A 26301-nucleotide genomic window follows, 5' to 3' on the forward strand; every position below is an offset into this window, starting at 1 on the left:
CGCTGATCTGCAATTAAGCGTTGAGAACCGCGGCGAGAGCCGGCGGCCACGGTGTAGGTTTGAGACGAACGGCATCCAGACAGGCGATGTCGACCGTCGCCTCACAAAGGGATTCCCCGCTGCGGTTCACCGTCTGGTGAAAACGCAGCCTGCAGCGTCCGCTCGCTTCAACGGTCGCGGTCACCGAGAGCTCGTCATCGAGGCGGGCAGGCTTGGCATAGCGACACTCCAGGCGATGAACCACGAACTGGATGCCGCTTTCGAGAAGCTCACGCTGGGTGATGCCATGCTGGCGCAGCCAGTCGCTGCGAGCCCGCTCCATGTATTTGAGGTAGTTGACGTAATACACGATGCCGCCGGCATCGGTATCCTCGATGTAGACACGCAGCGGCAAAACGAAATCGGTCACTGGCGCACCTCGCCCCCCGCATCCTCGGCCCGCTCGTGCGGCACCAGGTCGAAATGCAGCCAAGCCTGCCGCGTGACTACCCGGCCACGAGCGGTGCGCATCATCAGACCCTGCTGAATCAGGTAGGGCTCGATGACGTCTTCTATGGTATCGCGCTCCTCACCGATCGCCGCGGCCAGCGAATCGATACCGACCGGACCACCGTCGAACTTTTCGATCATGGCCAGCAGCAGGCGGCGGTCCATGTGGTCCAGGCCATGATGGTCGACATGCAGCATGTTCAGCGCCTGGTCGGCCACCGCCGCATCCACCAGACCGTTGCCCCGCACCTGGGCGAAATCGCGTACCCGCCGCAGCAAGCGGTTGGCGATGCGCGGCGTCCCCCGCGAACGGCGCGCCACTTCACGGGCGCCTTCACGGTCAGCCTGGACGCCGAGCAGCCTGGCCGATCGCGCCACGATCTCGGTCAGCTCGCCGATGTCGTAGAATTCCAGTCGCTGCACGATACCGAAGCGATCGCGCAGCGGTGAAGTCAGAAGCCCAGCGCGCGTGGTCGCGCCGACCAGAGTGAATGGCGGCAGGTCGAGCTTGATGGAGCGTGCGGCCGGCCCCTCGCCAATGACGATATCGAGCTGGAAGTCCTCCATCGCCGGGTAGAGGATCTCTTCGACGACGGGCGACAGACGGTGGATCTCGTCGATGAACAGTACGTCGCCGGGCTGCAGGTTGGTCAGCATGGCGGCGAGATCGCCGGCACGCTCGAGTACCGGACCCGAAGTGGATTTGAGTCCGACGCCCATCTCGGCGGCAATGATGTTCGCGAGCGTGGTCTTGCCCAGCCCGGGTGGGCCGAATACCAGGGTGTGATCGAGGCTCTCGTCGCGCCCTCGGGCAGCGGTGATGAAGATCTCCAACTGCTCGCGCACCCTTGGCTGGCCGATGTAATCGGCTAGCCGCTTGGGCCGGATCGCATGGTCGACGCGGCTCTCGCCGTCACGCTCGTCGGCGGCGATCAAGCGGTCATTCTGCATCATGTCGAACACTCGTGGCGCTCATGAACATACTGAATAGCGATCCCTCTAGACCGTTAAGGAGGACCCTTGGGGCCCAAGGCAAGGCGTTGCGCGCCATGTCGCGCCCTAGCCAGCCATGCGCTTGGTCAGGGCGGCCTTTATCAGGGCCTCGGTCGACAGCGCCGCATCGAGCCCGGATAGCATTTTCGCGGCCTCAGTGGGCTTGTAGCCGAGGCTGACCAGTGCAGCTTCGGCGTCGGCCAGCGGATCCTGGTGCCTCCTCTCCTCGCTGGGTGACGCCATGGCATCGGCCAGGTCGGTCGTACCCGGGTGTTCCCAATGAGGGAAGCGGTCCCGCATCTCGATGACCAGACGCTCGGCAGTCTTCTTCCCGACGCCGGGCAGCCGGGTCAACGCCTTGACGTCATCCTCCATCACGCAACGGATGAAGGCCGTCTCGTCCATACCAGAGAGGATTGCCAGGGCCAGCTTGGGACCGATGCCGTTGACACGAATGAGAGCACGAAACAGGGCACGCTCCTGCTCGCGGGCGAAGCCGAACAACAGGTGGGCGTCTTCGCGCACGGTCAGATGCGTGAACAGCGACACGCTCTCTCCTACCGCCGGCAGAGCCACCAAGGTGGTCATCGAGGCCTCGAGTTCATAACCGACACCGGCCACGTCCACGACCAGCCAGGGCGGTTGTTTGTCGAGCAGGGTACCACGCAGGCGTCCGATCATGGGGCTTCGCTATCCGATCCGTATCCGTCCTAGGCGCAAGGCCTTCCTGGCGCCACTATACTGGTCGCTCAAGCGACTGACCAGCCCAGAGTAAACGGTGTTCGACAATAACTCAGCGAACGTACCCAGGCGTTTTCAGGGCTGAAAATCGCGCCAGGAGCCACCGCGACGACGGGAACGATGGCCACCGAAACTGCCTTGATTGAGCAGGCCGAGCCGCGCATGGGCATGAGTCAGCGCGATGGCCAACGCATCGGCGGCGTCGGCCTGGGGGGTGCCGTCGAGCCCCAGGATGGCGACGACCATGTGCTGCACCTGGGTCTTGCTCGCCCCGCCGTTACCCGCCACCGCCTGCTTGATCTGGCGCGGGCCGTATTCGTTCACCGGCAAACCGTGGTTGGCGGCGCAAACGATCGCCGCGCCGCGCGCCTGGCCGAGCTTGAGTGCCGAATCGGGGTTCTTCGACATGAATACCTGCTCGATAGCCAACTCCCCCGGGCGATGCAAGGCGATCAGCTCGGTGATGCCGGCGTAGATGCGAGCCAATCGCTGCGGCAAGTCGACGTCCTGCAGACGAAGGCAACCGCTGGCTACGTACCTTGGGGTGGGCGTGGAGACGTCGAGCACGCCGTAGCCGGTAATGCGCGAACCGGGGTCGATGCCGAGGATCAGCATGGCACGCGCTTCAGCGCAGGGGAAACAAGCACAGGCATGACAGGGCATCCTTGGAACCGTCGTAAAACCGGCGCCACACGGGCGCCGGTTTCGTACATCGTACCGCAGGCTGTCGTGCTCACTCCTGCCCTTCCACCTTGGCCTTCTGGCGCAGGCGAATGTTGAGTTCGCGCAACTGCTCGCCGCTCACTTCGCCCGGGGCATCGGTCATCAGACAGGCCGCGCTCTGGGTCTTGGGGAAAGCGATCACTTCACGAATGGTGCGCGAACCCGCCATCAACATGACCAGGCGATCGAGGCCGAACGCCAGGCCGCCATGCGGCGGTGCACCGTAGTGCAGGGCATCGAGCAGGAAGCCGAACTTCTCGCGGGCCTCCTCCTCGCCGATGCCGAGAATCTCGAACACGGTACTCTGCATCTGCTGGTCATAGATACGGATCGAACCGCCGCCCAGCTCGGTGCCGTTGAGCACCATATCGTAGGCACGCGAGAGTGCCGCAGCCGGCTCGGCCTTGAGCTCCTCGGGGGTGCACGAGGGCGAGGTGAACGGATGGTGCAGCGGGCTCAGGCGACCGTTGTCATCGGTTTCGAACATGGGAAAGTCGACCACCCACAAAGGCGCCCAGTCGCGGGTATAGAGGTTGAGGTCCTCGCCCAGCTTGACCCGCAGCGCACCAAGGGCTTCATTGACGACGTGGGTCTTGTCGGCACCGAAGAATACGATGTCACCGTCCTCGGCGCCGATGCGGTCGAGCAGCTCCTCTATCACGTTCTCCATGAACTTGACGATCGGCGACTGCAGGCCCTCGAGCCCCTTGTCACGTTCGTTGACCTTGATCCAGGCCAGGCCCTTGGCACCGTATATCCCGACGAACTTGGTATAGTCGTCGATCACCTTGCGCGACATGCTGGCTCCACCCGGCACCTTGAGGGCCGCCACGCGACCGTCTGCGGCATTGGCCGGGCCGGAAAAGACCTGGAAATCGACCTGCTTCATGAGGTCGTCGACGTCGACCAGCATCAGCGGGATGCGCAGGTCAGGCTTGTCGGAGCCGTAGCGATCCATGGCGTCGGCCCAGGTCATGCGCGGGAATTCGGGCAACTCGACATCGAGCACGTCCTGGAACAGCTCGCGTATCATGGTTTCGGTGACACCCATGATGTCCTCCTCCTCGACGAAGGAGGCTTCGATGTCGATCTGGGTGAACTCCGGCTGACGGTCGGCGCGCAGGTCCTCGTCGCGGAAACACTTGGCGATCTGGTAGTAGCGATCGAAGCCGGCCACCATCAGCAACTGCTTGAAGAGCTGTGGCGACTGCGGCAGGGCGAAGAAGCTGCCCGGATGGGTGCGGCTCGGCACCAGGTAGTCGCGGGCACCCTCGGGGGTCGCACGGGTCAGGATCGGCGTCTCGATGTCGAGGAAGCCCTGACCCTCGAGAAAGGCGCGCACATGATGCGAGATGCGCGAGCGCAGACGCAGCTTCTCGATCATCTCGGGGCGGCGCAGGTCGATGTAGCGATGCTTGAGGCGCACCTCTTCGCCGACCTTGCCGTGCTCGTCGAGCTGGAACGGCGGCGTAGCCGCCGTGTTCAGCACTTCCACATCCTTGGCCAGCACTTCGACCATGCCGGTGGGCATCTTGGCGTTCTGGGTGCCTTCGGGGCGCAGGCGGACGCGGCCCGAGATGCGCAGCACGTACTCGCTGCGAGCACGGTCGGCAGTGGCGAAAGCCTCGGCGGTATCGGGGTCGACCACGACCTGGGCGATACCGTCGCGATCGCGCATGTCGAGGAAAATCACCCCTCCGTGGTCACGGCGGCGATGAACCCAGCCGCACAGGGTGACCGTCTGGTCCACCAGGGTCTCGTTGAGCTGGCCGCAATAATGGCTGCGCATGTCGTATCCTGTTTCGTTAAGCGTTGTCTGTGAAATGATCGGAATGGGTCACGGTCAGGCCGCGGCGCCGTCCTTCGCCGGCGCCTTGCTCTCCTTGCCTTCGCCACCACTGCTGCCTGTATCACCGGCAAGGTTCTTCTTGCTGCCGGACTTAAAGTCGGTCTCGTACCAGCCGCCCCCGGCCAGACGGAAGCCCGCGGCGGAGACCAGGCGACCGAGCGCAGGCGCTTCGCAGGCGGGGCAGTCGGTCAGGGGAGCGGCGCTGAGCTTCTGGAGCTTCTCCAGACGGTGGCCGCAGGCCTTGCACTGATATTCATAGATGGGCATGGTTCAATTCACTCCTGATTCGACAGCGCAACCAACGGCGATATAGGGTCGAGCGGCGCACTTTCCAAGCCTGCCGTAAAAGCCCGATAGTATAACGTGCCTGGCAAGACCTGTCCCAGCCTTGCCGAGGCGAACCAACACAAGGAATCCAGCATGAAAGCCGTGATACTCGATGCCGCCAGCCTGGGCCCTGACGTCGACCTCGCGCCCATCCGCGAACAGGTCGACACGCTCGAGGTACACCAGGTCAGCACCACAGAGCAGAGCAGGGCTCGACTGGCCGGCGCCGAGGCGGCCATCGTCAACAAGGTCGTGCTCGATGCCCCCACCCTCGAGGCACTACCCGAGCTCAGGCTGATCTGCGTGCTCGCGACGGGCACCAACAATATCGACATGGCCACCGCCGAGCGCCTGGGCATCGCCGTGCGCAACGTCACCGCCTACGGCACCGCCAGCGTGGCCCAGCACACCCTGATGATGATGCTGGCCCTGGCCAACCGCCTGCCGCTCTATCAGCGCGACGTGGCGGCCGGCCGATGGAACGAGAGTCCCTTCTTCTGTCTGATGGATCACGGCACCTTGCAGCTCGAAGGCAAGCACCTGGTCATTGTCGGCCAAGGCGAACTTGGCCGGCATGTCGGCACCCTGGCCGAGGCCTTCGGTATGCGTATCACCTTCGCTGCTCGGCCTGGCAACGAGGCCAGCGACAGCCGTCCCGGCATTGCCGAGCTGGCTTCCACGGCCGACGTCATCAGCCTGCATTGCCCGCTCACCGAAGCGACACGCCACCTGATCGACGCCGACCTGCTCAGGCGACTCAAGCCCGGCGCCCTGCTGATCAACTGCGCCCGAGGCGGCATCCTCGACGAGGAGGCGGCACTCGAAGCGCTGCGTGAAGGGCGGCTGGGCGGCCTCGGCGTTGACGTGCTACCAGTGGAACCGCCACGAAACGGCCATCCCCTGCTGGATGCTTTGTCCGAGCCGCTGAACCTGATCGTGACGCCACACAATGCCTGGATCACCCCCGAAGCGCGCCAACGCATCGTGACCCTGACTCGCGACAACTTGAGTCACTGGAAGTCGCAGCAGAGAGGAGAATGACATGCTGCACAACCTGGGTTCGATCAACCTCGACCACTGCTACCGGGTTCCTCACCTGGTCCATGCCGGTGAGACGCTGGCCAGCCACAGCTATTACGTCGGCCTAGGCGGCAAGGGTGCCAACCAATCGCTGGCCATGGCACTGGCAGGGGGACAGGTGTGTCACTGGGGACGACTCGGCCGCCAGGACGGATGGGTCCGCGACCGTCTGGCCCGCGCCGGTGTCGATGTCACTCACGTCGAGCTGGTCGACGAGCCCAGCGGACACGCCATCATCCAGGTCGACGACCATGGCGAAAACACTATCATCTTGCACCCCGGCGCCAATCACGGTTTTTCCCGGCAGCATCGCAACGCCCTCTGCCAGGCGGCCCGGCACGGCGACTGGCTGCTGGTACAGAACGAATGCAATGCCCTGCCCGAGCTGATCGAATGCGCTCGCCGACAAGGTCTCGCCATCGCCTTCAACCCCGCCCCCATGAGCGATACGGTGCTCGACTTGCCGCTCGAGGCCTGCGGGCTGCTGTTCGTCAACCGCGGCGAGGCCGCCTGGCTGACCGGCCTGCCTGAAGAGAGCGATACCCCGGTACTGCTGGAGGGCCTGCACGCGCGACTGCCGCACACCGCGACGGTGCTGACCCTGGGCAGCGAAGGCGCCTGGTACCAAAGGGGCGAGGCGCGACACTACCAGCCCGCCCTGCCGGTCGAGCCGGTGGATACCACCGCAGCCGGGGATACCTTCATCGGCTATTTCCTCGCTGCGCTGCAAGAAGAGCGAGCCGTTCCCGACTGCCTGGCATTCGCCGCCCATGCCGCGGCGTTGAGCGTTCAGCGCCCCGGTGCCGCCGACAGTATCCCGCCGCGCGACGAGGTCGAGCAGTACCTCGCCAGTCACTCTCACGCCTGACACCCACAAGGAGGCAACGTGTCGCATCCCATCATCTTCGATACCGATCCCGGCGTCGACGACGCCCAGGCCATTGCCATCGCCCTGCGTCACCCCGAGATCGAGCTGCTTGGGCTGACCACGACCTACGGCAATGTCGATGTCGAGACCGCCACCCACAACGCCCTGCTGCTGAGCGAGTTGGCAGGCCGCGACATTCCTGTCGCCCAGGGCGCCGCCGGGCCTGTGGTCAAGCCACGCCATCCGGCACCTGCCCATATCCATGGTGCCAACGGCCTGGGCAATATCGAGCTGCCCGAAGTGAAGGGAAAGCCGGACCCGCGCAGCGCTGCGCAGTTCATCGTCGACACGATCAACGAACGGCCCGGCGAAGTGACCCTGGTGGCCGTCGGGCCGGTGGGTAATCTGGCCGCCGCGCTACAACTCGACCCGACGCTAACCGAGAAGGTCAAGCGTGTGGTGATCATGGGCGGCTCGATCCGCGAGGGTGGCAATGTGACACCTGTAGCCGAAGCCAACATGTTCAACGACCCTCATGCCGCCCAGCGCGCCCTGACAGCAGGCTGGCCATTGACCTTGGTGGGACTGGACGTCACCCACCGCTGCGTGCTGAGCCAGGCGCACATGCAGCGCATCGAGGCGGGCCAGGGCGAACTGGGCAAGGTGCTGGCCGGGAGCTACGCCTTCTACCGCGACTTCTATCGCGAGTTCCTCGGCATTGACGGCTGCTGCCCCCACGACAGCTGCGCCCTCGCCTGGCTGCTGCGCCCGGAGCTGTTCACCACCGCGCCGGGGCATCTTTCGGTCGTCACCGACGGCATGGCGGAGGGGCAGACCGTCTTCGCCCCCGAGGGGCGCGGTTTCATCCAGGAGCGCTGGTCGCAGTCGCCTCTCGCCGAAGTCTGTCTCGAGGTGGACGGCGAGGCAGTAGTGGAATGGATCGCCGACACCCTGAGCTGAGTCGGGCTAGAGGCAGACGAAATTGTCCGGGTCGCGGCACTCGATGGATTCCAGCTCGACGTGCGTGACCCGGGCATTCGGTGGACCCTGCCACAGCCAGCTGGCCACCTGGTTGACCGCTTCGCCATTGCCGCACAGCAGCACCTCCACCTGGCCGTCCGGGAGGTTCTTGGCGTAGCCGGTCAGGCCATGCTGGAGCGCCTGCTCCTGTACCGCGCGGCGATACCACACCCCCTGAACCTTGCCGGCGACCACGCCCTTCACACAACGTTTACTCATCCTTCCTCCTCATTCTGATGTTCATGAGCCGCCTTTGAGCGCTTCCCGCCGTTCCGTCAAGTCCCGAAGAAAGCGGGAATCAACGCTCGAGGCTCTCGAAACGGTTCCAGTCGTCAGTGCCAATGTTCTAGTCTTGATAATAGGAACGCGGCGTCGCCACAAGCAATGACCGCGCCGAGGAAGGCCGTATATCCACTGCCTTCCGGCCCCGATAGATAACAACACATCCTCACGAGGGAGATAACGCCATGCGGGTCTTCGATCACCCCGAGTTCGACCACCACCAGCAGATCGTCTTCGGCTGCGATGAGGGCAGCGGATTGCGCGCCATCATTGCCATTCACGACACACGCCGTGGCCCCGCCCTGGGCGGCCTGCGCATCTATCCCTATGCCAGCGAAGAGGACGCCTTGACCGACGTGCTGCGCCTCTCTCGGGGCATGACATTCAAGTCGGCACTGGCCGACCTTCCGCTCGGCGGCGGCAAGGCGGTGATCATGGCCGATCCCCGCCGCGACAAGACACCTGCGATGCTGCAGGCAATGGGCAGGCTGGTGGAGTCGCTCGGGGGGCGTTACATCACTGCCGAGGACGCCGGCAGCGGCGAGGAGGACATGCGCTACATTCGCCGGGAAACGCGTCACGTCAGCGGACTGGGTCGAGGCCACGATTCGGGCGATCCCTCACCCTTCACGGCCCACGGCGTGTTCTGCGCGCTGCAGAGTGCCGTGCGTCATCGCTTCGGCCGTGACGACCTGCAGGAACTGCGGGTAGCGATCCAGGGAGTCGGTCATGTCGGTGCGCATCTGGCTCGCGAACTGCACGCCGCGGGAGCGAAACTGCTACTGACCGACATCGATCGCGATCACCTGGGCATGCTCAGCGACGAACTGGATGCACAGAGCATCGCGCCCGAGGAAATCTTCACGACAGATGTCGATGTCTTCGCTCCCTGCGCCATGGGCGCGGTACTGACCCCAGCCGTAGCGGAGAGCCTGAAGGCAAAAGTGGTCTGTGGCGCCGCCAACAATCAGTTGGCCACACCCGAGGTCGCTGCCCGATTGCACGCACGAGGCATTCTCTACGTACCCGACTACGTCGCCAATGCAGGTGGTGTCATCGATGTCGAGGCCCAGCGGCACGAATCGTACGATCGCGCTGCGGTAATGAGTCACGTGGAGCGGATCGCCGGCACCGTCGACGAGATTCTCACGCGAGCCAGGATACAAGAGGCAAACCCGGCGCAAGTAGCCGATCAATTGGCCTGCGAGCGTCTCGCCGGCTAGGCGTTCTCGTGCCGGGCAAGCGCTGCCCGGCACCAACTCTCAGGTGATCAGTTCACGCCTGACGACGACGGCGCTATTGCGCGGTACGACCTTCCGACCCTGCGCGAGCAGATAGCTGCGGGTAAAGGCGGCGCCGAACAGCAGGATCAATGAGCTGTAGTAGACCCACAGCAGGATCATGACTACCGAGCCGGCGGCCCCATAGGTCGATGCCGTGGCGGTATAGGCCAGGTAGGAGGCGATCGCGCTGCGCCCGAGGGTGAACAGTAGCGCAGTGACGACTGCCCCCAGCAACACGTCTCGCCAGCCCAGCACGACATCGGGCAGAACCTTGAAGATGGTGGCGAAGAGCGCCGTGATCACGGCCAGAGAGATGAAGAATTCGGCCCCGGCGGTCAGAGTGCCCATCAGCGGCATGGCATCGCCGATGGCCCGAAGCATCGCCCGCACCATCACGCCGACCAACAGCGAAACGAGCAGGATGAAGCCAATGGCAAGTACCACCGTGAGCGACAGCAAACGCTGCTTGAGAAATAACAGAATACTGTTGCGGCTGGGCTTTGCGGTCACGCCCCAGATCATGTTCAGCGAATACTGCATCTGAGCGAAAACCGTCGTGGCTCCTATGAGGAGACCGCCGAACCCGAATAACGTCGGCACGATGCCCGACTCTTCGATACGCGACTGCGCGACGGCCTGCTCGATGGCTCGCGCCGCCTCCACGCCCAGGGTGCCTTCGAGGCGCTCGACGATCTGCCCCTGAGCCGCATCCGCGCCGAATACCACGCCGATCACGGCAACGGCAATGATGACGGTGGGTGCGAGCGAAAAAAGCGTATAGAAAGCCAGCGAACCGGCGTAGCTAAAGGCATTGCGCTCCAACCACAGGTTCATTGCATCCTGAGCCGTCTTCCACCAGAACTTGAACGAGAGACTGTGCACGGCTCCTCCTTGGCAAATGGCACCTTCCCTGAAGCATACCCAATCGGCATGCTTCTGTCGGCCAGCGGCCTTCATTGCAGCCCTGCACCCCCACGCCCATAATAGGCCACCCAGCCACAGCGAAGGATGCCCGATGAGCGATCATGAATTTGACTGTCTCGTCTTCATCGGACGTTTCCAGCCCCCTCACCTGGGGCATCTGGCAGTAATCAACGACGCCTTGCGCCATGCGCGCCAGGTAATCGTCCTTGTGGGCTCGGCCTGGCAGGCGCGCTCCCTGCGTAACCCCTGGCGCTTCGCCGAACGCCAGGAAATGCTGCGCGGCTGCTTCGATGAGGAGGAGAACGCACGGCTGGAGATAGTGCCGCTGCTCGATGCGCTATACAACAACGATGTCTGGGTTCGCGACGTGCAGCGCAAAGTGCGCGACATTGCCGGGCATCATCACGCTCGCCTGCCTCGTATCGGACTCATCGGAGCCAGTCGCGGCCAGTCAAGCTATTACCTGTCGTTGTTTCCGCAATGGGAGTCGGTCAGCGTGCCGCTGGTCGATGGAATTTCGGCCAGCCAGATCCGCGACAGGCTGTTCCACTCCCTCTCCTCCACCGAGGATTACCTCAGTACCGGCGCGACCCATGACCTGCCACCCGGCGTTTGCGAGGCGCTGCGTCGCTTCGCCGGCAGTGATGCCCACCTGCAGCTGACGGAAGAGCAGAAGCTACTCGAGCAGTATCGGCAGGCCTGGGCCAAGGCGCCCTACCCACCGATCTTCGTCACGGTCAATGCCGTAGTGGTTCAATCCGGCCATGTACTGCTGGTACGCCGAACCGCGGCTCCCGGCAAGGGCTTGCTGGCATTGCCCGGTGGCTTCATCAACCCTCATGAGCGCCTGCTCGACGCCTGCCTTCGCGAGCTGCGCGAACGGGTCCGGCTCAAGGTTCCCGAGCCGGTACTCAAGGGCTCGCTGCGTGGCCAGCGCCTGTTCGACGAGCCCCACCGCAGCTGGCGAGGCCGCACCCTGGCCGAAGCCTTCTATTTCGCCCTGCGCCCCGATCAGCAATTGCCTCAACTCAAGCCGGTCAAGGGCGGCGACCATGCCCGCTGGGTACCATTGGCCGAACTCGAACCCGACAGCCTGTTCGAGGACCACTTCTTCATCATCCAGAATTTCCTCGGCCTGCCGGCGGACTTCGGCGGGATATAGCGGGAAACAATAAGTGCTTCACGGGTCGGCGAGCGGCCCAAGCGCAAGGCGCCCGGAGCGCACGAGGTGGAGCATAGGGGATAAGTGACGCCTTCGAGCACCGCGTAACGTAGCGATTGGGCGGCGCAGCCAGCCGTGGAGTGATTTTCTAAGCCTGCAAGAAGTCGCGAGGCAGCTTCATCATCTGCCGCCAGAGCTTCTCGACACCTGGCTTGTGTACCAGCGAACAACGGTAGAGGCGAATCTCCAGCGGCACGTCCCACTTCTCGCCGCCGGCCCGCACCAGTCGGCCACTCTTCAGCTCTTCGCGGACGCAAAAATCCGGAATCCAGGCCAGGCCTACGCCCTGCAGCACCATGCCCTTGAGGCCTTCCGCCATGGCCGTCTCGTAGACGGTGCGCAGGCGCAGACGCAGCGGGTCGTTCTTGAGCAGCATGCGTACGCTGCGACCAAGGAAGGCGCCCTGGGTATAGGCGAGGTAGGGAATCGTCTCCTTGCTCTCGAGGCTGAAACGTGGCTTGCCCTTGGCGTCGGGCAGGCTCACCGGCAACATCTTGACCTGGCCGATGGAGAACGAAGGAAAAACCTCGGCGTCGAGCTGCATCGTCGCGTAGGGGTCATGGTAGGCCAGCATCAAGTCGCAGTTGCCTTCACGCAGCACGTGAATCGCCTCGCCCACGTTCATGGCCACGAGACGCGTCGGCAGCTCGCCCAACCCCTCCTGCAATCTTGAGATCCATTCGGGATAGAAGCTCAGCGCCAGGGAATGGGCGGCGACGATGTCCAGCGCCTCGCGGGCCATGGAGACGCCGCGCAGGTGGCCCAGGCACTCGTTGAGCTGCTCCACCAGGTTGCGCGCCGTGACCAGGAACAGCTGCCCTTCCGGCGTCAGGTTGATGGGGGTAGTGGAGCGGTCGACGAGAGTCACGCCCACCGCTTGCTCGAGGGCGCGTATGCGACGGCTGAATGCCGGCTGGGTGACATGGCGCTGCCGAGCGGAGGCGGAAAAGCTACGGGTGTTGGCCAGGGCCACGAAATCTTCCAGCCACTTTGTCTCGAGGTTCACCGGGACTCCCGCTGACAGCGATCGCGAATCAAGTTAGGACGGTTCAGACAGTGTCTGAGGGCCTTGCTGAGGCATCGCCTAATTTACCTCAGGTGCAGAACAAACCCAAGAAACTTCATGACTTACTGGATCGGCGCGGTCAGGTAGGCGGCGCGGGACACGAGCTTGCGCCACAGCGGCCGGCGCTGCAACTCGTCATAGCTGATGCGACGACAGACTGAGAAATCGCGATCGAGCATCAGGCGGACTTCCGCGGCAAAACGCCGATCGGGAACGAAGGCGGTGATCTCGAAATTGAGACGGAACGAGCGATTATCCAGGTTCACGGTGCCAACCAGTGCTGCGCTGTCGTCGATCAGGATGACTTTCTGGTGCAAAAAACCCGGCTGGTAACGATAGACCTTGACCCCTGCCCGTACCATGTCGGGTAGAAAGGAAAAGGCCGAAAGATAGATCAAGAGGTGATCGGGATGTTCCGGCATCATGATGCGCACATCGACTCCGCGCATGGCGGCCAGGCGCAGGGCATCCTGCACGCCCTGATCCGGAACGAAGTAAGGGCTCGTGACCCATAGCCGCTCGTGAGCGCTATGGATGGCATGCTGGACCAGCAGGCTCGCGGTTTCCTGCCGATCCGCTGGACCCGAGGGCACGATGACGACGTTCTGGCACTCCTCGCAGGTGATCCGCGGCTCCCAGCGCAGATTGATGACTTCGCCGGTCGCCCAGTGCCAATCCTCCCAGAACGCCTCCTGCAATCCCAACACGCTGGGTCCGGTGAGCTTAAGATGGGTATCGCGCCAAGGGCCGTGACGAGGATGCTGCCCCAGGTATTCGACGCCGACATTGAAGCCACCGAGCCAACCTTCGCCGCCATCCACGACGAGTATCTTGCGATGGTTGCGGAAGTTGAGCTGGAACCGGTGCTTGAAGCCTCGCGAGGAGCGAAACGGACTGACCTCGACGCCACCCTGGGCCAGTTCGCGCAGATAGCCTTCGGAGAGCTTGCGGCTGCCTATTTCATCGTAGAGAAAATAGACCCGCACACCGCGCGCCGCCGCTCGCACGAGATGCTCCTTGAGACGGTGACCCAAGGCGTCGTGCCGCACGATGAAGAATTGCACCAGGAGGTACTCGCGGGCACTGTCGATGCCGGAGAAGAGACTGTCGAAGGTTTCCTTACCGTCGATCAGCAGCTCGGCCTGATTGCCGCTGGTCAAGGGCATCATGGCGAGCTGCTCCACGGCGCGAACGTCGGGGTTGCGTGCGTCGGCCAGGAAGGGCTCCAGGCGCGGGCGGTAGCGCGCCAGAATGCGCCGCAGCAAGGTATCGCGCTCGCCGCGGGCCGACACGTAACCATAGAAGCGCGGCCTGCCGAAGATCCAGTAGGCCGGGACGGCGAGATAGGGAAAGGTCACCAGGGAGATGATCCAGGCCACGGCCCCCTGCGAGGTACGGCTGGAGAGCAGCGCCAGGACCGCCGAGAGAAAGCCCAGCAGGTGCACCACGAAGATTGCCAGTCCAATCAGCCCGGAAGCCATGATCACTCCCTGAAAAAACAGCAGGCTGCAGCATACTCCAGACGACACTAGCCCCGCCAGTTGGCGGGGCCGTCAGGGGAACCAGCGGAAAGTGAATCTCTCCTTTACGCGCGTTCGGCGATGATCTCCTTCCACTTGGCCGGGCCGGTCTGGTGCACCGAGGTACCCTGGCTGTCCACCGCTACTGTGACCGGCATATCCTCGACTTCGAACTCGTAGATCGCCTCCATGCCCAGGTCGGCGAAGCCGACCACGCGAGACTTCTTGATCGCCTGCGCCACCAGGTAGGCGGAGCCGCCCACTGCCATCAGATAGACCGCCTTGTTGTCGCGAATCGCCTCGATGGCGGCCGGCCCGCGTTCGGCCTTGCCGACCATGCCCAGCAGGCCGGTTTCCTCGAGCATAGTGCGGGTGAACTTGTCCATGCGTGTCGCCGTGGTGGGACCGGCCGGACCCACCACCTCGTCGCGCACCGGATCCACCGGACCCACGTAGTAGATGAAGCGCCCTTTCAGGTCGACCGGCAACGCCTCGCCCTTGGCGATCATGTCAACCATGCGCTTGTGGGCCGCGTCACGGCCGGTAAGCAGCTTGCCGTTGAGCAGCAGCGTGTCGCCCGGCTGCCAGGTTTGTACCTCTTCTGGCGTCACGCTGTCGAGATCGACGCGCTTGACGTTGTCGCCCGCCTCGCGGGTAATTTCCGGCCAATCCTCGAGCTTGGGCGCCGGCAGCGCCGCCGGGCCGGTCCCGTCCAGGGTAAAATGGGCATGGCGCGTGGCGGCACAGTTGGGAATGATCGCCACCGGCTTGTTCGCGGCATGGGTCGGGTAGTCCTTGACCTTGATATCGAGCACCGTGGTCAAGCCACCCAGGCCCTGGGCGCCGATGCCGCTCCTGTTGACACGGTCGAACAGCTCCAGGCGCAACTCCTCGGCGCGGTTGGACGGGCCGCGGGCCTGAAGCTCCTGGATGTCGATCGGGTCAAGCAGCGCCTCTTTGGCGATCTCCATGGCCTTCTCGGCGGTGCCGCCGATACCGATGCCGAGCATGCCGGGCGGGCACCAGCCGGCTCCCATCTTGGGCAACTGCTCCATCACCCAGTCGACCACGTTGTCGGAGGGATTGAGCATGGCGAACTTGCTCTTCGCCTCGCTGCCGCCACCCTTGGCTGCCACGTGTACCTCGACGGTATCGCCCGGTACGAGCTTGTGATGGATCACGGCCGGCGTGTTGTCGCCGGTGTTCTTGCGCTTGCCGTCCGGGTCGGCCAGTACCGAGGCTCGCAGCACATTGTCGGGGAAATGATAAGCGCGACGCACGCCTTCGTTGATCATGTCGTCAAGGCTCATGTCGGCCTCCCAGCGCACGTTCATGCCCACATGAACGAAGACGGTGACGATGCCGGTATCCTGGCAGATCGGCCGGTGCCCCATAGCGCACATGCGCGAATTGATCAGGATCTGGGCAATGGCATCCTTCGCTGCCGGGTTCTCCTCCCGCTCGTACGCCGCCGCCATGGCGTCGATGAAATCCTTGGGATGGTAATAGGAGATGTACTGCAGGGCGTCGGCAACGCTCTGGATCAGATCGTCCTGGCGAATCACGGTCATGTGCAAGGGACTCCTTGGCAGTGTCGGCATGCCCGCTTCTGGATTCGCATAGCGAAACGGCGGGCTCGAACGGTGGCGAATTATACCGTATCGGCCTTCTCTCGACAGACCTGTGCCGCCAAAGTCGCATATGTCGAATAGTGTAACAGCGAGATAACGGTATAATTGCGGAGGGCATCATCCCAATGGTGATACTCCTAGCGCTACATTCGTTCGTCAGGCTGGCAGTTCGGGCAACGGTACAGCCGCCGCGAAGCCACCGTCTGCCGTACGATCGCTGTACCGCAAGCATGGCATGGCCGGCCGTCACGCTCGTAGACGGCGAATCGGCACAGCCGACGACTCTCCCCCTGCCGTCTGGCGGAGGCTGCCCATTCGCCGCGATTGGTCACGCCGGCCTGCTCGTAGGCCTGACGGGTCACGTCGAGAATGGTCCCTGCCAGCCGTTCCAACCGCTCGGGTGCAAGATCGGCTACCCGGGACGAAGGCGCCAGCCCGGCGAAGAACAGGATCTCGGAGCGCAAATAGTTGCCAATGCCAGCGAACAGCGCCTGGTCGAGCAGCAGCCCGCCCACCCGCCGGCGCACAAAGCGCGGCTCCTGCAATCGTGCCTGAGCCTGCTCCGGCGTCACGCCGTGGGTCAGCAGGTCGGGGCCGAGGCGGGAGAGAAACGGATGCTCGGCGAGCCTGTCGGCCGGCCATAGCGAGACATCCGAGGCGCTGTAGAGACTGGCCGAGCGCCCTTTCGCCGTCAGCCGAACCCGCAGCGAACGCTCGGTATCCGGCTCGCGCTCGGCGTCGTGCAGCTTCCACACCCCGTAGAGCTGATTATGCGAATAGAGCACGCGACCATCATCGAAGCGCGTCAACAGCGCCTTGCCCCAGCTGTCCACCGCCGTGACCTCACGCCCCACCAGCGAATCGGCCTCAGCGGCCAGCTCCGGGAAGGCGAACCACACGGCTTCCAGGCGCCGGCCGGCTAGCTGTTCGTGCAGGCGATCGGCGGCACGTCGAATTTCTGGGCCTTCGGGCATCCAGTGTTTCCTTAGTCTCTTGCTCCACTCGGGGCCGAACCGCGGACAGGCCTATGAGGAGGCGCTGTGAACCCATCCCTGGGCGCTACTTTTGCCATCCATGGCAAAAGACCTCCTCTTCGGCCTGCCCCCGGCGCCCCTCGCTCCATAGCATTATGACTCCTCGATATACACCAGAGCATCTGTGGATTGGCGTCGCGAGCGAAGAGAGGTTGCCCGCCGCCGGAGCGCAGCAACCGGAGTTGACTTGCTGCTCAATGAGGATTGCGACGGTCCGACGTTTCGGTACCGCCGGCGGGCAAGATATCGAGCGCAGCAGGCAATCAACGATGCCTACCCCAGCGCCAGCTGCCGCTCCTTAAGCTCATGCAGCCGATCGCGCAGCCTGGCTGCCTCCTCGAACTCCAGGTTCTGGGCCGCCTCGAACATGGCGTCCTCGACCCGTGATACCTCTTTGGCAAGATCTGTCGGCGACAGCTCGCTGAGGTCGTAGATCGCCGCGCCCTCGGCCACCTTGCGCTCGCCCCGCCGCCCCTTGCCCTTGCGCCCCGGGGCCTGGGCCGCCTCCATGATGTCCGCCACCGAGCGCGTCACGGTGGTGGGTGTGATGCCATGCTTCTCGTTGTGGGCGATCTGCTTGGCGCGGCGCCGCTCGGTCTCATCGATAGCGCGGCGCATGGAGTCGGTCACGCGGTCGGCATAGAGTATCGCCTTGCCGTGGGCGTTGCGCGCCGCCCGGCCGATGGTCTGGATCAGCGAGCGCTCGTTGCGCAGGAACCCTTCCTTGTCGGCATCGAGGATGGCGACCAGCGATACCTCGGGAATATCGAGACCCTCGCGCAGCAGGTTGATACCCACCAGCACGTCGAACTTGCCCAGGCGCAGGTCACGGATGATCTCCACCCGCTCCACGGTATCGATATCGGAATGCAGGTAGCGCACCCGCACGTCGTGCTCGTCGAGGTATTCGGTCAGATCCTCCGCCATGCGCTTGGTCAGGGTGGTGACGAGCACCCGTTCGCCCACCTCGGTACGGAGCCGAATCTCGGAAAGCAGGTCGTCGACCTGGGTCGTGGCCGGGCGCACCTCGATCTCGGGATCGACCAACCCGGTGGGACGCACCACCTGCTCAACCACTTGCCCGGCGTGCGCGGCCTCGTAGGGTCCCGGCGTGGCCGAGACGAAGATCGTCTGCGGACAGATGCTCTCCCACTCCTCGAAGGTCATGGGCCGGTTGTCCAGCGCCGAGGGCAGGCGGAAGCCGTACTCGACCAGGGTTTCCTTGCGCGAGCGGTCACCCTTGTACATGCCACCCACCTGGGGAACGCTGACGTGGGATTCGTCGATGAACAGCAGCGCATCGTCCGGCAGGTAGTCGAAGAATGTCGGAGGCGGCTCGCCCGGGTTGCGACCCGAGAGGTAGCGCGAGTAGTTCTCGATACCGTTGCAGTAGCCCAGCTCGTTCATCATCTCGAGGTCGTAGAGGGTGCGCTGCTCGAGGCGCTGGGCCTCCACCAGCCGGTCGTTCTTGCGCAGCCACTCCAGGCGCTCGACCAGCTCGGCCTTGATCCGATCGGCGGCAGAGATGATCGTCTCCCGCGGCGTCACGTAGTGGCTCTTGGGATAGATGGTCATGCGCGGCACCTGGCCGCGCACTTCGCCAGTCAGGGGATCGAACAGCCGGATCGAATCGATCTCGTCGTCGAACAGCTCGACCCGCACGGCCTCCTCGTCGGAGTCGGCCGGATAGATATCGATCACGTCGCCGCGCACGCGGTAGGTACCGCGCTTGAAGTCCAGGTCGTTACGGGTGTACTGCAGCTCCGCCAACCGGCGCAGGAAGGAGCGCTGGTCGATCAGCTCGCCGCGGGTGAAATGCAGGCGCATCTTCAGGTACTGGTCGGGGTCGCCGAGGCCGTAGATGGCCGACACCGAGACCACGATCAGCGCATCGCGCCGCTCGAGCAGCGCCTTGGTCGCGGAAAGGCGCATCTGCTCGATATGGTCGTTGATCGAGGCATCCTTCTCGATGAAGGTGTCCGACGAGGGGACGTAGGCTTCAGGCTGATAGTAGTCGTAATAGGAGACGAAATATTCGATGGCGTTGTCGGGAAAGAACGACTTGAACTCGCCGTAGAGCTGCGCGGCCAACGTCTTGTTGGGCGCCATGACGATGGTCGGTCGCTGCAAGCGCTCGACCACGTTGGCCATGGTGAAGGTCTTGCCCGAACCGGTCACGCCGAGCAGCGTCTGGTGGGCCAACCCGGAGTCCAGCCCCCGGATCAGGGCTTCGATCGCAGCGGGCTGGTCGCCGGCGGGCTTGAAATTGGCAGCGAGGCGAAACGGCTTGCTCATGACGGCTCCCAACGAACATCAGGCGCCATGGAAGCGCCTGGAATCAACTGACGGAGGTGCACTCCAGTATAGGCCGGTACGTGCTTCACGCCTCGACGATATCGGTGCTGCGCGTAATGACCTCCACGGTGGCGCTGGTCATGAGGCGATGGATCGGGCACTTGTGACTGATCTCCTCGAGCCGCGCCCGCTGCTGCGCATCCTCGATGCCGTGAAAAGTCATGACCACTTCGAGCCGGTACGTGCCCTTGCGTTCCTCGCTGTCGTCGCGATTGACCCTGACGGTGATCCCTTCGAGCGGCCACTGCTTGCGCCGAGCGTACATCTGCGCGGTGATCGCCTTGCAGGCACCGAGGGAGAGATCGAAGTAGTCGTGCGGATCCGGCGCGCTGCCCTCGCCACCGAAGGCCTTGGGCACGTCGGCATGCAGATCCTCGAATCCCTCGATTCTGACACGCTGGCGAAAGAGTCTGTTGCGCTCGCTGACGATCTCGATACTCTTGTGCATTGACGACTCCGCCCGGTTACTTGATCTCGATGGGAAGCCTGAGAGCCTCCACGGCACGGATCAGCGCCTCGCGACTGACGCGCCCTTCCACTTCCGCCCCATGGCGTCCCACCTCGGCGCTCTCGACGCCATCCACCATCATCAGCGCCGTGGTGATACGATTGACCTGGTCGGCGCTTTCCACGCCGCTGAAACTAAGCGACTGTTGGGGCATGCATGACTCCCTGGCATAACAAGGAAAGACCCCAGTCTAACATGGGCCTCGGAGGGCGACACCGCTTGCAATCCGGCGTTTGCGCCCGCATACCTGACACCATTACCCCGACGATGACCCGGAGCCTTACAGGCATGAGCGATTGGATAACCGCCCTGGGAGGGCGACGCTTGAGCGATGAGCGGGTGGAGTTCGACACGCCCGACCCCGCCCGCCAGGCCATGGAACGTACGGTCATTTGTCCGCTCGTTCACCTCGGCGCACTCGATGTGGTCGGCCCCGGCGCCGGCAAGTTGCTGCAGGGGCAGACCAGCGCCCAGGTCGACCTGGCCGATGGCACCTTCGCCCCGCTGACCAGCTTCTGCAGTGCCAAGGGTCGCATGTTGGCCAATGCGCAACTCCTGCGCATTGGCGCCGAACGCTACCGTCTGATCCTGCATCGTGGCCTGCTGAACCCGCTGCGCGACCACTTGAAGAAGTTCGCCCCCTTCTACAAGAGCGAGCTCGCCATACGCGACGATCTGGCGCTGCTGGGGTTGATCGGGCGGGAGGCGCATGCATTGGCGGAAGTGCGTTTCGACGTCACGCCGCCTACGGTCTGGCACCAGGCCGGCCATGATGCGCTCCAGTTGCTGGGCCATCCCGGCCCGCTACCGCGGCTGCTGGCCTGCCTGCCGTTGGTCGAGGCCGAGGCGATAACAACCCGGCTTGCCGAGCAGGCAGCTCCGGTCGGCAACGCCGTCTGGCGCCTGCAGGACATCCAGGCCGGGCTCGCCTGGCTCACGCCGACGCACCAGGACGCTCTACTGCCCCAGATGATCAACTGGGAGGCGCTCGGTGGCATCAGTTTCAAGAAAGGGTGTTATACGGGCCAGGAGGTGGTGGCCCGGGCGCATTTCCGCGGCCAGGTAAAGAAGCGCCTCGCAAGGGCCCAGCTAGAGGGAAGTCGCCTGCCCGAGCCCGGTACCAGTGTGGTGGATGCCGACAACAGGAGCCAGGGCGAAGTCGTCGCTGCGGAGCGCGACGCCTACGGCCAGGCGGAAATCCTTGCCGTGCTTAACACTCGGGAGGATGCCGGGCCTCTCAGCGTCGACGGCCAGGCCGTCAAGCGGCTGAAACTGCCCTATTCGATCGAACGGCTCGACCCCGAGGCGCTGGCCAAGGCCAGCGCCTAAGCCTCGCCCAGGCCAAAGATTCGCCTGGCGGTCGCCGTGCTCTGCATGGCGATCGTCTCGGGCGTCTCGCCCCGCAGCTTCGCCACCATCTCGCAGACCTGCACGATGCGTGCCGGCTCGTTGCGCTGCCCCTGGTAACCGCAGAGCGGCATGTCGGGGCTGTCGGTCTCCAGCACGAAGCCATCCTCGGGCAGGCTCTTTACCGCGCGCCACAGGCGCTGTGCCCGCGCATAGGTCACTGCACCACCCAGCCCCACGACGAAACCGAGGTCGAGAAACTTCCATGCCTGGTCCGGCGAACCGGCGAAGGCATGGATCAGCCCCCCCTCGGGGAGATCGAGCTGGCGCAAGCGTTTGGAGACCTTGTCGTTGGCATGCACGCAGTGAATCACCACCGGTAGCCGGCGGGATTTGGCCAGGCGAAGCTGGGTGTTGAATAGCTCCCACTGGTCATCGAGCGTCTCCTCGAAGCGTGCATCGATACCGCACTCTCCCAGTGCCCGCACGGCGGGATAGTCGTCAAGCAGCGAAGCCAGCGCCTCGACATCGCCCTTGCCATGCTCGTGCATGAAGTAGGGATGCAGGCCCAGGCTGATGTGGACGTCCGCGCGCTCGCCGAGCGCCAGTACGGCGGGCCAGCGCTCACGCGTGGTACCGGGCACCATGAAGTGGCCGACGCCGGCCGCTCTGGCACGTTCGAACATCGCCTCGCGGTCGTCGTCGAAGGCCTCGAAATCGAGGTGACAGTGAGCGTCAATCAACATCCGTGTCGTGCTCCTTGGCTGATTCTCGCCGGCATCACTCCGGCGGCGACAGCTGCGACGTACAGGCCGGACAGCGGGTCGCCGGCAGCGGAACCTTGCTCAGGCAGTAGGGGCAGTCCTTTACCGTGGGCGGACCCGCCGTCTCGCTCGGGCGGTAAGCCAGGTTCTTGAGCCGGTTGACGTTACGAACCAGCACGAAGGTGGCCAGCGCCACGATGAGGAACGACAGCAGGGCATTCAGGAATAGCCCGTAATTAAGCGTTACCGCTCCGGCCGCCTGGGCCTGCTCCAGGGTCGTGTAGTCACCGCCGCCAGGCGCGTCGCGCAGGATCAGAAACTGGTTGGCAAAATTCAGCCCACCGGTGGCCAGGCTGATGAGCGGCGTGAAGAGGTCCCGCACCAGACTGTTGACGATCCCCGTGAAGGCGGCGCCGATGACGATCCCCACCGCCATGTCGACCACGCTGCCCTTGACCGCAAACTCGCGGAACTCCTTCAGCATCCTCGATGCCATACCGCACTTCTCCCTTCTGCGTCCCTTACCTGCCGAAGCTGATGCGTCAATGCTCGCGGGTGGCAGCGAAACGGATCTCCGGCCAGCGCTCCTGGGTCATCTGCAGGTTGACCCTCGTGGGGGCAATGTAGGTCAGGTAACCGCCGCCATCCAGCGCCAGGTTGGCACTCGCCTTGCGCTTGAACTCCTCGAGCTTCTTGGCATCGTCGCAGTAGATCCAGCGCGCAGTCTGCACGTTGACCGGCTCGTAGACGCAGTCGACCTTGTACTCCTCCTTGAGGCGATGAGCGACCAGGTCGAACTGCAGCGTGCCCACGGCGCCAAGGATCAAATCATTATTGTCGAGAGGCTGGAACAGCTGTGTGGCGCCCTCCTCGGAAAGTTGCTGCAGGCCCTTCTGCAGCGCCTTGAGCTTGAGCGGGTCCTTCAACTGAACGCGCTTGAACAGCTCCGGAGCGAAGTGCGGGATGCCGGTGAACCGCATATCCTCGCCCAGGGTGAAGGTATCGCCGATCTGGATGGTGCCGTGGTTGTGCAGGCCGATGATGTCGCCGGGCCACGCTTCCTCCACATGGGCGCGGTCGGAGGCCATGAAGGTCAGGGCATCGGCGATCTTCACGTCCTTGCCGAGACGCACATGGCGCATCTTCATGTTCTTCTCGTACTTGCCCGAGCAGACCCGCAGGAAGGCAATGCGGTCGCGATGCTTCGGGTCCATGTTGGCCTGGATCTTGAACACGAAGCCGGTGAAGCGTGAATCCTCGGCCTCGACGGTACGCGTGTCGGTCTCCCGCGGCTGGGGCGGCGGCGCATACTCGACGAAGCCGTCGAGCATCTCGCGCACGCCGAAGTTGCCCATGGCGGTTCCGAAATAGACCGGCGTCAGCTCGCCGCGCAGGTAGGCGTCGAGGTCGAACTCATGGGAGGCGCCCCGCACCAGCTCGACCTCCATGCGCAGCTCCTCGGCCTGTTCGGTACCGAGCACCTTGTCGACTTCGGGGTTATGGAGCCCCTCGATGCGCTTGTCGTCGGGAATTCGGCTGCCCTGGCCCTGGGTATAAAGGTGGATCACGTCATTGTAGAGGTGATAGACGCCCTTGAAGTGTCGCCCCATGCCGATCGGCCAGGTCATCGGCGCACACGCGATGTTCAGCACCGTCTCGACCTCATCCATGACCTCGATGGGATCGCGGATATCGCGATCCATCTTGTTGATGAAGGTCAGGATCGGCGTGGTACGCAGGCGGCAGACCTCCATCAGCTTGATCGTTCGCGCCTCGACGCCCTTGGCGCCGTCGATCACCATCAGCGCCGAGTCCACGGCGGTCAGGGTGCGGTAGGTGTCTTCGGAGAAATCCTCGTGACCCGGGGTATCGAGCAGGTTGACGATGCGCCCACCGTAGGGGAACTGCATCACGGAGGTAGTGACCGAGATGCCGCGCTCCTGCTCCATCTTCATCCAGTCGGAAGTGGCATGGCGGTCGTTGCGTTTGCTCTTCACCGAGCCGGCGAGCTGAATGGCGTTTCCGAACAGCAGCATCTTCTCGGTGATGGTGGTCTTGCCCGCATCGGGGTGCGAGATAATGGCGAAGGTTCTGCGCAGCCCGACTTCCCGGGCCAGATCGGCATCTGACATCAGTCTCGAATCGTCGTATGGCACCGTTACGGTGCGTGAGTGAGGAATGGCACGCATTCTACGGCTTTGCCACCTTCAGTTGTAGGGCAGCGCCCGCGAAAGGTTGCCGACAGACCGGCGCCGCCTGCCCGGAAGGCGGCATGACGCGGTATCATGCCTGCATGATGAACGACGGAGCCACCATGCCAGCCACCCCCCTGCCGCTTTCGACTCCCAGCCGCAACCTGGTGCGACTGACCATCGTCCGCGGCATCACCTGGACCGGTTTCCTGATCGCGGCCATCGTCGGGGTCGAGCTCCTGCATTTCGAGCTCGAGGTTGCCGCGGTGATCGGCGTGATCGTCTGCATGGGGCTGGTCAACCTGTTTACCTGGTGGCGACTCGGCCGCCAGTGGGCGGTGAGCCACGCTGAATACCTCCTGCACCTGCTGGCCGACGTCTTCGGGCTCACGCTGCTGTTCTACCTGACCGGTGGGTCCAGCAACCCGTTCATCAACTATTACCTGGTGCCTGTCACCATCGCGGCAGCCACCCTGCCCTGGCGCTACGCCTGGATCATCGCCTCGGCGGCCATGGCGTCGTATACGCTGCTGATGGGGAGCCACCATCCCGTGCCGCAGTTCGCCCATTACCATGAAGCCTCCGGCGTCAACCTGCACGTGCTGGGCATGTGGATCAACTTCGGCCTCTCCGCCGGGCTCGTGACCTTCTTCATCTACAAGATGGCCCACGCGTTGCGTAGCCGGGAGCAGGCGCTTTCCCAGACACGCGAATCGGCCCTGCGCAACGAGCAGATCGTTGCGGTGGCCACCCAGGCAGCCGGCACCGCTCATGAGCTGGGCACACCGTTGTCGACCATGGCGGTGCTGCTCAGCGAGATGCGCGAGGAGGCACGCGACGATCCCGAGCTGAAGGAGGACATCGATTTGCTGCGCGGCCAAGTCGACATCTGCAAGTCACGCCTGCGTCACCTGGTAGAGAGCGCCGACCGACGCCGCATGGCTGAACCCGAGGTGCAGGATGCCCGTGACTGGCTGCAGGGCGTGGTGCAGCGCTGGCTGGTGCTGCGGCCGGACGTCAGCTATCGCCTCGAGATCAGCGATCAGCGCGGCACGCCCTGGCTCAAGGTCGACACCACGCTCGACCAGGCCATCACCAACCTGCTCAACAACGCCGCGGATGCCAACCCGGACGACATCAGCATACGTCTGGACTGGAACGACGCCGAGGTCACCATCGACATTCGTGACCACGGCCCCGGCGTTACCCTGGACATCGCCTACCAACTGGGCGAAACGTTCGTCTCGACCAAGAGCAAGGGACTCGGCATCGGGCTGTTCCTGACCCACGCCACCATCAATCGCTTCGGTGGGGGTGTAAGCTTGTATAATCATCCAGACGGGGGGACGCTGACCGAAGTGATCCTGCCGCACAGTGAGCCCTGAGCGATGAGGACGCCATGCAAGATGCCGACACAAGCCTGCTGATCGTCGACGACGACGAAATGTTCTGCCACGTGCTATCCCGCGCCCTGAGCCGGCGCGGCTATGAGGTATTCGTCGCACATGATGCCGAGCAGGCGCTCAGCCTGGCCCGCCGCCACCGTCCCGAGCTGGCCACCCTGGACCTCAAGCTGGAACACAGCTCGGGCCTGAAGCTGCTACCCGAACTGCTCGACGTGGTGCCCCAGTGCCGTGTCGTGGTGTTGACCGGCTACTCGAGCATCGCCACCGCCGTGGAGGCGATCAAGCTCGGTGCCGTCAACTACCTGTGCAAGCCCGCCGACGCGGACGAAATCCTCGTCGCCCTGGGCCGTGAAGAGGGTGACCCGGATGCCGAGGTGGCCGACAACCCGCCCTCGATCAACCGCGTCGCCTGGGAGCACATCCAGAAGGTGCTGCAGGAACACGACGGCAACATCTCCGCCACCGCGCGCGCCCTGGGGATGCATCGCCGTACCCTACAGCGCAAGCTGCAGAAGCGCCCGGTGCGACGCTGATCATTCCAGGTGCTACCCGATATTCCGAGCCTGATGCGAAAACGCAGCGAGCGAAGGCCAGACTAGGCAAACATTGGCGCAAAAGCGGAATTTACGTGTAGTCAATGAGCTTTTTATGCCAATGTTTAACGCCGCATGGCCGGG

26 protein-coding genes are annotated in these 26301 nt (G+C 63.9%); 8 read left to right on the top strand and 18 right to left on the bottom strand.

Going from position 1 to position 26301, the window contains the following annotated elements; translation table 11 throughout:
* Window positions 1-13 precede the first annotated feature (13 nt).
* From ybgC to ACOJCM_RS15075, 6 genes are all read right to left on the bottom strand, one after another.
* A complete protein-coding gene (gene ybgC, locus ACOJCM_RS15050; protein WP_445212885.1) occupies window positions 14-409 on the bottom strand; it encodes a tol-pal system-associated acyl-CoA thioesterase in 396 nt (131 codons plus the stop codon).
* Complete coding sequence (ruvB, locus tag ACOJCM_RS15055; protein WP_445212886.1) at window positions 406-1443, bottom strand: Holliday junction branch migration DNA helicase RuvB; 1038 nt, start codon at window positions 1441-1443, stop codon at window positions 406-408. The genes ybgC and ruvB overlap by 4 nt, the downstream gene beginning before the upstream one ends.
* Before the next feature lie 105 nt (window positions 1444-1548).
* Window positions 1549-2163 (bottom strand): Holliday junction branch migration protein RuvA, encoded by a 615-nt coding sequence (gene ruvA, locus ACOJCM_RS15060; protein WP_445212887.1) that lies wholly within the window; start codon window positions 2161-2163, stop codon window positions 1549-1551.
* Window positions 2164-2298: 135 nt separating this feature from the next.
* Window positions 2299-2838, bottom strand: a complete 540-nt coding sequence (gene ruvC, locus ACOJCM_RS15065; RefSeq protein ID WP_445212888.1) for a crossover junction endodeoxyribonuclease RuvC — start codon at window positions 2836-2838, stop codon at window positions 2299-2301.
* A 118-nt stretch (window positions 2839-2956) separates the two neighbouring features.
* The gene (gene aspS / locus ACOJCM_RS15070) at window positions 2957-4735 is read right to left on the bottom strand and encodes an aspartate--tRNA ligase (RefSeq protein ID WP_445212889.1); all 1779 of its coding nucleotides are present in this window, start codon (window positions 4733-4735) and stop codon (window positions 2957-2959) included.
* Between the two features lie 54 nt (window positions 4736-4789).
* Window positions 4790-5062 carry an FmdB family zinc ribbon protein gene (locus tag ACOJCM_RS15075; RefSeq protein WP_445212890.1) on the bottom strand — a complete coding sequence of 91 codons (273 nt, stop codon included), beginning with the start codon at window positions 5060-5062 and terminating at the stop codon, window positions 4790-4792.
* 153 nt (window positions 5063-5215) lie between these two features.
* Here ACOJCM_RS15075 and ACOJCM_RS15080 point away from each other — a divergent pair, with 153 nt between their 5' ends.
* From ACOJCM_RS15080 to ACOJCM_RS15090, 3 genes are read left to right on the top strand one after another with little or no spacing between them, the layout of a single operon-like run.
* On the top strand, window positions 5216-6163 hold the full coding sequence (locus ACOJCM_RS15080) for a D-2-hydroxyacid dehydrogenase (protein ID WP_445212891.1): 948 nt from the start codon (window positions 5216-5218) through the stop codon (window positions 6161-6163).
* A 1-nt stretch (window position 6164) separates the two neighbouring features.
* Complete coding sequence (locus ACOJCM_RS15085) at window positions 6165-7070, top strand: ribokinase (protein WP_445212892.1); 906 nt, start codon at window positions 6165-6167, stop codon at window positions 7068-7070.
* A gap of 18 nt (window positions 7071-7088) precedes the next feature.
* On the top strand, window positions 7089-8030 hold the full coding sequence (locus ACOJCM_RS15090) for a nucleoside hydrolase (RefSeq protein WP_445212893.1): 942 nt from the start codon (window positions 7089-7091) through the stop codon (window positions 8028-8030).
* 6 nt (window positions 8031-8036) lie between these two features.
* Here the strand turns inward: ACOJCM_RS15090 and yccX are convergent, their stop codons facing one another.
* Window positions 8037-8309, bottom strand: coding sequence for an acylphosphatase (gene yccX, locus ACOJCM_RS15095; protein WP_445212894.1), 273 nt, complete (start codon window positions 8307-8309; stop codon window positions 8037-8039).
* Between the two features lie 248 nt (window positions 8310-8557).
* On the opposite strand from yccX, the gene ACOJCM_RS15100 reads away from it, so the two are divergent.
* Complete coding sequence (locus ACOJCM_RS15100) at window positions 8558-9595, top strand: Glu/Leu/Phe/Val family dehydrogenase (protein WP_445212895.1); 1038 nt, start codon at window positions 8558-8560, stop codon at window positions 9593-9595.
* A gap of 39 nt (window positions 9596-9634) precedes the next feature.
* On the opposite strand, the gene ACOJCM_RS15105 is transcribed toward ACOJCM_RS15100, so the two are convergent.
* On the bottom strand, window positions 9635-10489 hold the full coding sequence (locus tag ACOJCM_RS15105) for a YihY/virulence factor BrkB family protein (RefSeq protein ID WP_445213485.1): 855 nt from the start codon (window positions 10487-10489) through the stop codon (window positions 9635-9637).
* Between the two features lie 181 nt (window positions 10490-10670).
* On the opposite strand from ACOJCM_RS15105, the gene ACOJCM_RS15110 reads away from it, so the two are divergent.
* On the top strand, window positions 10671-11741 hold the full coding sequence (locus ACOJCM_RS15110; protein WP_445212896.1) for a bifunctional nicotinamide-nucleotide adenylyltransferase/Nudix hydroxylase: 1071 nt from the start codon (window positions 10671-10673) through the stop codon (window positions 11739-11741).
* Window positions 11742-11889: 148 nt separating this feature from the next.
* Here ACOJCM_RS15110 and ACOJCM_RS15115 read toward each other — a convergent pair whose 3' ends face one another.
* The 7 genes from ACOJCM_RS15115 to ACOJCM_RS15145 form a co-directional block, all read right to left on the bottom strand.
* Window positions 11890-12807, bottom strand: a complete 918-nt coding sequence (locus ACOJCM_RS15115; protein ID WP_445212897.1) for a LysR substrate-binding domain-containing protein — start codon at window positions 12805-12807, stop codon at window positions 11890-11892.
* Window positions 12808-12929: 122 nt separating this feature from the next.
* Window positions 12930-14348, bottom strand: a complete 1419-nt coding sequence (gene cls, locus ACOJCM_RS15120) for a cardiolipin synthase (RefSeq protein WP_445212898.1) — start codon at window positions 14346-14348, stop codon at window positions 12930-12932.
* Window positions 14349-14452: 104 nt separating this feature from the next.
* Window positions 14453-15958, bottom strand: a complete 1506-nt coding sequence (locus tag ACOJCM_RS15125; protein ID WP_445212899.1) for a fumarate hydratase — start codon at window positions 15956-15958, stop codon at window positions 14453-14455.
* 203 nt (window positions 15959-16161) lie between these two features.
* Entirely contained in the window at window positions 16162-16992 is an 831-nt protein-coding gene (gene nei / locus ACOJCM_RS15130) for an endonuclease VIII (protein WP_445212900.1), read from the bottom strand.
* A gap of 333 nt (window positions 16993-17325) precedes the next feature.
* Window positions 17326-19347 (bottom strand): excinuclease ABC subunit UvrB, encoded by a 2022-nt coding sequence (gene uvrB, locus ACOJCM_RS15135; RefSeq protein WP_445212901.1) that lies wholly within the window; start codon window positions 19345-19347, stop codon window positions 17326-17328.
* An 85-nt stretch (window positions 19348-19432) separates the two neighbouring features.
* Window positions 19433-19855, bottom strand: coding sequence for an OsmC family protein (locus ACOJCM_RS15140; protein ID WP_445212902.1), 423 nt, complete (start codon window positions 19853-19855; stop codon window positions 19433-19435).
* 16 nt (window positions 19856-19871) lie between these two features.
* Entirely contained in the window at window positions 19872-20069 is a 198-nt protein-coding gene (locus ACOJCM_RS15145; RefSeq protein ID WP_445212903.1) for a hypothetical protein, read from the bottom strand.
* 134 nt (window positions 20070-20203) lie between these two features.
* Between ACOJCM_RS15145 and ygfZ the strand changes: the two genes are divergently transcribed.
* Window positions 20204-21244, top strand: a complete 1041-nt coding sequence (ygfZ, locus tag ACOJCM_RS15150) for a CAF17-like 4Fe-4S cluster assembly/insertion protein YgfZ (RefSeq protein WP_445212904.1) — start codon at window positions 20204-20206, stop codon at window positions 21242-21244.
* Here the strand turns inward: ygfZ and ACOJCM_RS15155 are convergent.
* The 3 genes from ACOJCM_RS15155 to ACOJCM_RS15165 are packed head-to-tail and all read right to left on the bottom strand — an operon-like array spanning window position 21241 to window position 24158.
* Window positions 21241-22008 carry a TatD family hydrolase gene (locus ACOJCM_RS15155; RefSeq protein WP_445212905.1) on the bottom strand — a complete coding sequence of 256 codons (768 nt, stop codon included), beginning with the start codon at window positions 22006-22008 and terminating at the stop codon, window positions 21241-21243. The genes ygfZ and ACOJCM_RS15155 overlap by 4 nt on opposite strands.
* A 34-nt stretch (window positions 22009-22042) precedes the next feature.
* Window positions 22043-22522, bottom strand: coding sequence for a large conductance mechanosensitive channel protein MscL (mscL, locus tag ACOJCM_RS15160; protein WP_445212906.1), 480 nt, complete (start codon window positions 22520-22522; stop codon window positions 22043-22045).
* Between the two features lie 46 nt (window positions 22523-22568).
* The gene (locus tag ACOJCM_RS15165) at window positions 22569-24158 is read right to left on the bottom strand and encodes a peptide chain release factor 3 (RefSeq protein WP_445212907.1); all 1590 of its coding nucleotides are present in this window, start codon (window positions 24156-24158) and stop codon (window positions 22569-22571) included.
* Between the two features lie 182 nt (window positions 24159-24340).
* On the opposite strand from ACOJCM_RS15165, the gene ACOJCM_RS15170 reads away from it, so the two are divergent.
* A complete protein-coding gene (locus ACOJCM_RS15170) occupies window positions 24341-25603 on the top strand; it encodes an ATP-binding protein (RefSeq protein WP_445212908.1) in 1263 nt (420 codons plus the stop codon).
* 14 nt (window positions 25604-25617) lie between these two features.
* Window positions 25618-26157 carry a response regulator transcription factor gene (locus ACOJCM_RS15175; protein ID WP_445212909.1) on the top strand — a complete coding sequence of 180 codons (540 nt, stop codon included), beginning with the start codon at window positions 25618-25620 and terminating at the stop codon, window positions 26155-26157.
* The last annotated feature ends 144 nt before the right edge of the window (window positions 26158-26301 follow it).

Source organism: Billgrantia hypersalina (assembly GCF_052584175.1).

Bases quoted from the DNA above. Each gene is read 5' to 3' on its own strand.
- ACOJCM_RS15175 (WP_445212909.1), top strand. From the start codon at position 25,618: ATGCAAGATGCCGACACAAGCCTGCTGATCGTCGACGACGACGAAATG.
- ACOJCM_RS15110 (WP_445212896.1), top strand. From the start codon at position 10,671: ATGAGCGATCATGAATTTGACTGTCTCGTCTTCATCGGACGTTTCCAG.
- cls (WP_445212898.1), bottom strand. From the start codon at position 14,348: ATGGCTTCCGGGCTGATTGGACTGGCAATCTTCGTGGTGCACCTGCTG.
- aspS (WP_445212889.1), bottom strand. From the start codon at position 4,735: ATGCGCAGCCATTATTGCGGCCAGCTCAACGAGACCCTGGTGGACCAG.
- ruvA (WP_445212887.1), bottom strand. From the start codon at position 2,163: ATGATCGGACGCCTGCGTGGTACCCTGCTCGACAAACAACCGCCCTGG.
- nei (WP_445212900.1), bottom strand. From the start codon at position 16,992: ATGCCCGAAGGCCCAGAAATTCGACGTGCCGCCGATCGCCTGCACGAA.
- ACOJCM_RS15170 (WP_445212908.1), top strand. From the start codon at position 24,341: ATGCCAGCCACCCCCCTGCCGCTTTCGACTCCCAGCCGCAACCTGGTG.
- ACOJCM_RS15100 (WP_445212895.1), top strand. From the start codon at position 8,558: ATGCGGGTCTTCGATCACCCCGAGTTCGACCACCACCAGCAGATCGTC.
- uvrB (WP_445212901.1), bottom strand. From the start codon at position 19,347: ATGAGCAAGCCGTTTCGCCTCGCTGCCAATTTCAAGCCCGCCGGCGAC.
- ygfZ (WP_445212904.1), top strand. From the start codon at position 20,204: ATGAGCGATTGGATAACCGCCCTGGGAGGGCGACGCTTGAGCGATGAG.
- ruvC (WP_445212888.1), bottom strand. From the start codon at position 2,838: ATGCTGATCCTCGGCATCGACCCCGGTTCGCGCATTACCGGCTACGGC.
- ACOJCM_RS15165 (WP_445212907.1), bottom strand. From the start codon at position 24,158: ATGTCAGATGCCGATCTGGCCCGGGAAGTCGGGCTGCGCAGAACCTTC.
- ACOJCM_RS15080 (WP_445212891.1), top strand. From the start codon at position 5,216: ATGAAAGCCGTGATACTCGATGCCGCCAGCCTGGGCCCTGACGTCGAC.
- yccX (WP_445212894.1), bottom strand. From the start codon at position 8,309: ATGAGTAAACGTTGTGTGAAGGGCGTGGTCGCCGGCAAGGTTCAGGGG.
- ACOJCM_RS15085 (WP_445212892.1), top strand. From the start codon at position 6,165: ATGCTGCACAACCTGGGTTCGATCAACCTCGACCACTGCTACCGGGTT.
- ACOJCM_RS15075 (WP_445212890.1), bottom strand. From the start codon at position 5,062: ATGCCCATCTATGAATATCAGTGCAAGGCCTGCGGCCACCGTCTGGAG.
- ACOJCM_RS15145 (WP_445212903.1), bottom strand. From the start codon at position 20,069: ATGCCCCAACAGTCGCTTAGTTTCAGCGGCGTGGAAAGCGCCGACCAG.
- ACOJCM_RS15105 (WP_445213485.1), bottom strand. From the start codon at position 10,489: ATGAACCTGTGGTTGGAGCGCAATGCCTTTAGCTACGCCGGTTCGCTG.
- ACOJCM_RS15140 (WP_445212902.1), bottom strand. From the start codon at position 19,855: ATGCACAAGAGTATCGAGATCGTCAGCGAGCGCAACAGACTCTTTCGC.
- ruvB (WP_445212886.1), bottom strand. From the start codon at position 1,443: ATGATGCAGAATGACCGCTTGATCGCCGCCGACGAGCGTGACGGCGAG.
- ACOJCM_RS15125 (WP_445212899.1), bottom strand. From the start codon at position 15,958: ATGACCGTGATTCGCCAGGACGATCTGATCCAGAGCGTTGCCGACGCC.
- mscL (WP_445212906.1), bottom strand. From the start codon at position 22,522: ATGGCATCGAGGATGCTGAAGGAGTTCCGCGAGTTTGCGGTCAAGGGC.
- ACOJCM_RS15155 (WP_445212905.1), bottom strand. From the start codon at position 22,008: ATGTTGATTGACGCTCACTGTCACCTCGATTTCGAGGCCTTCGACGAC.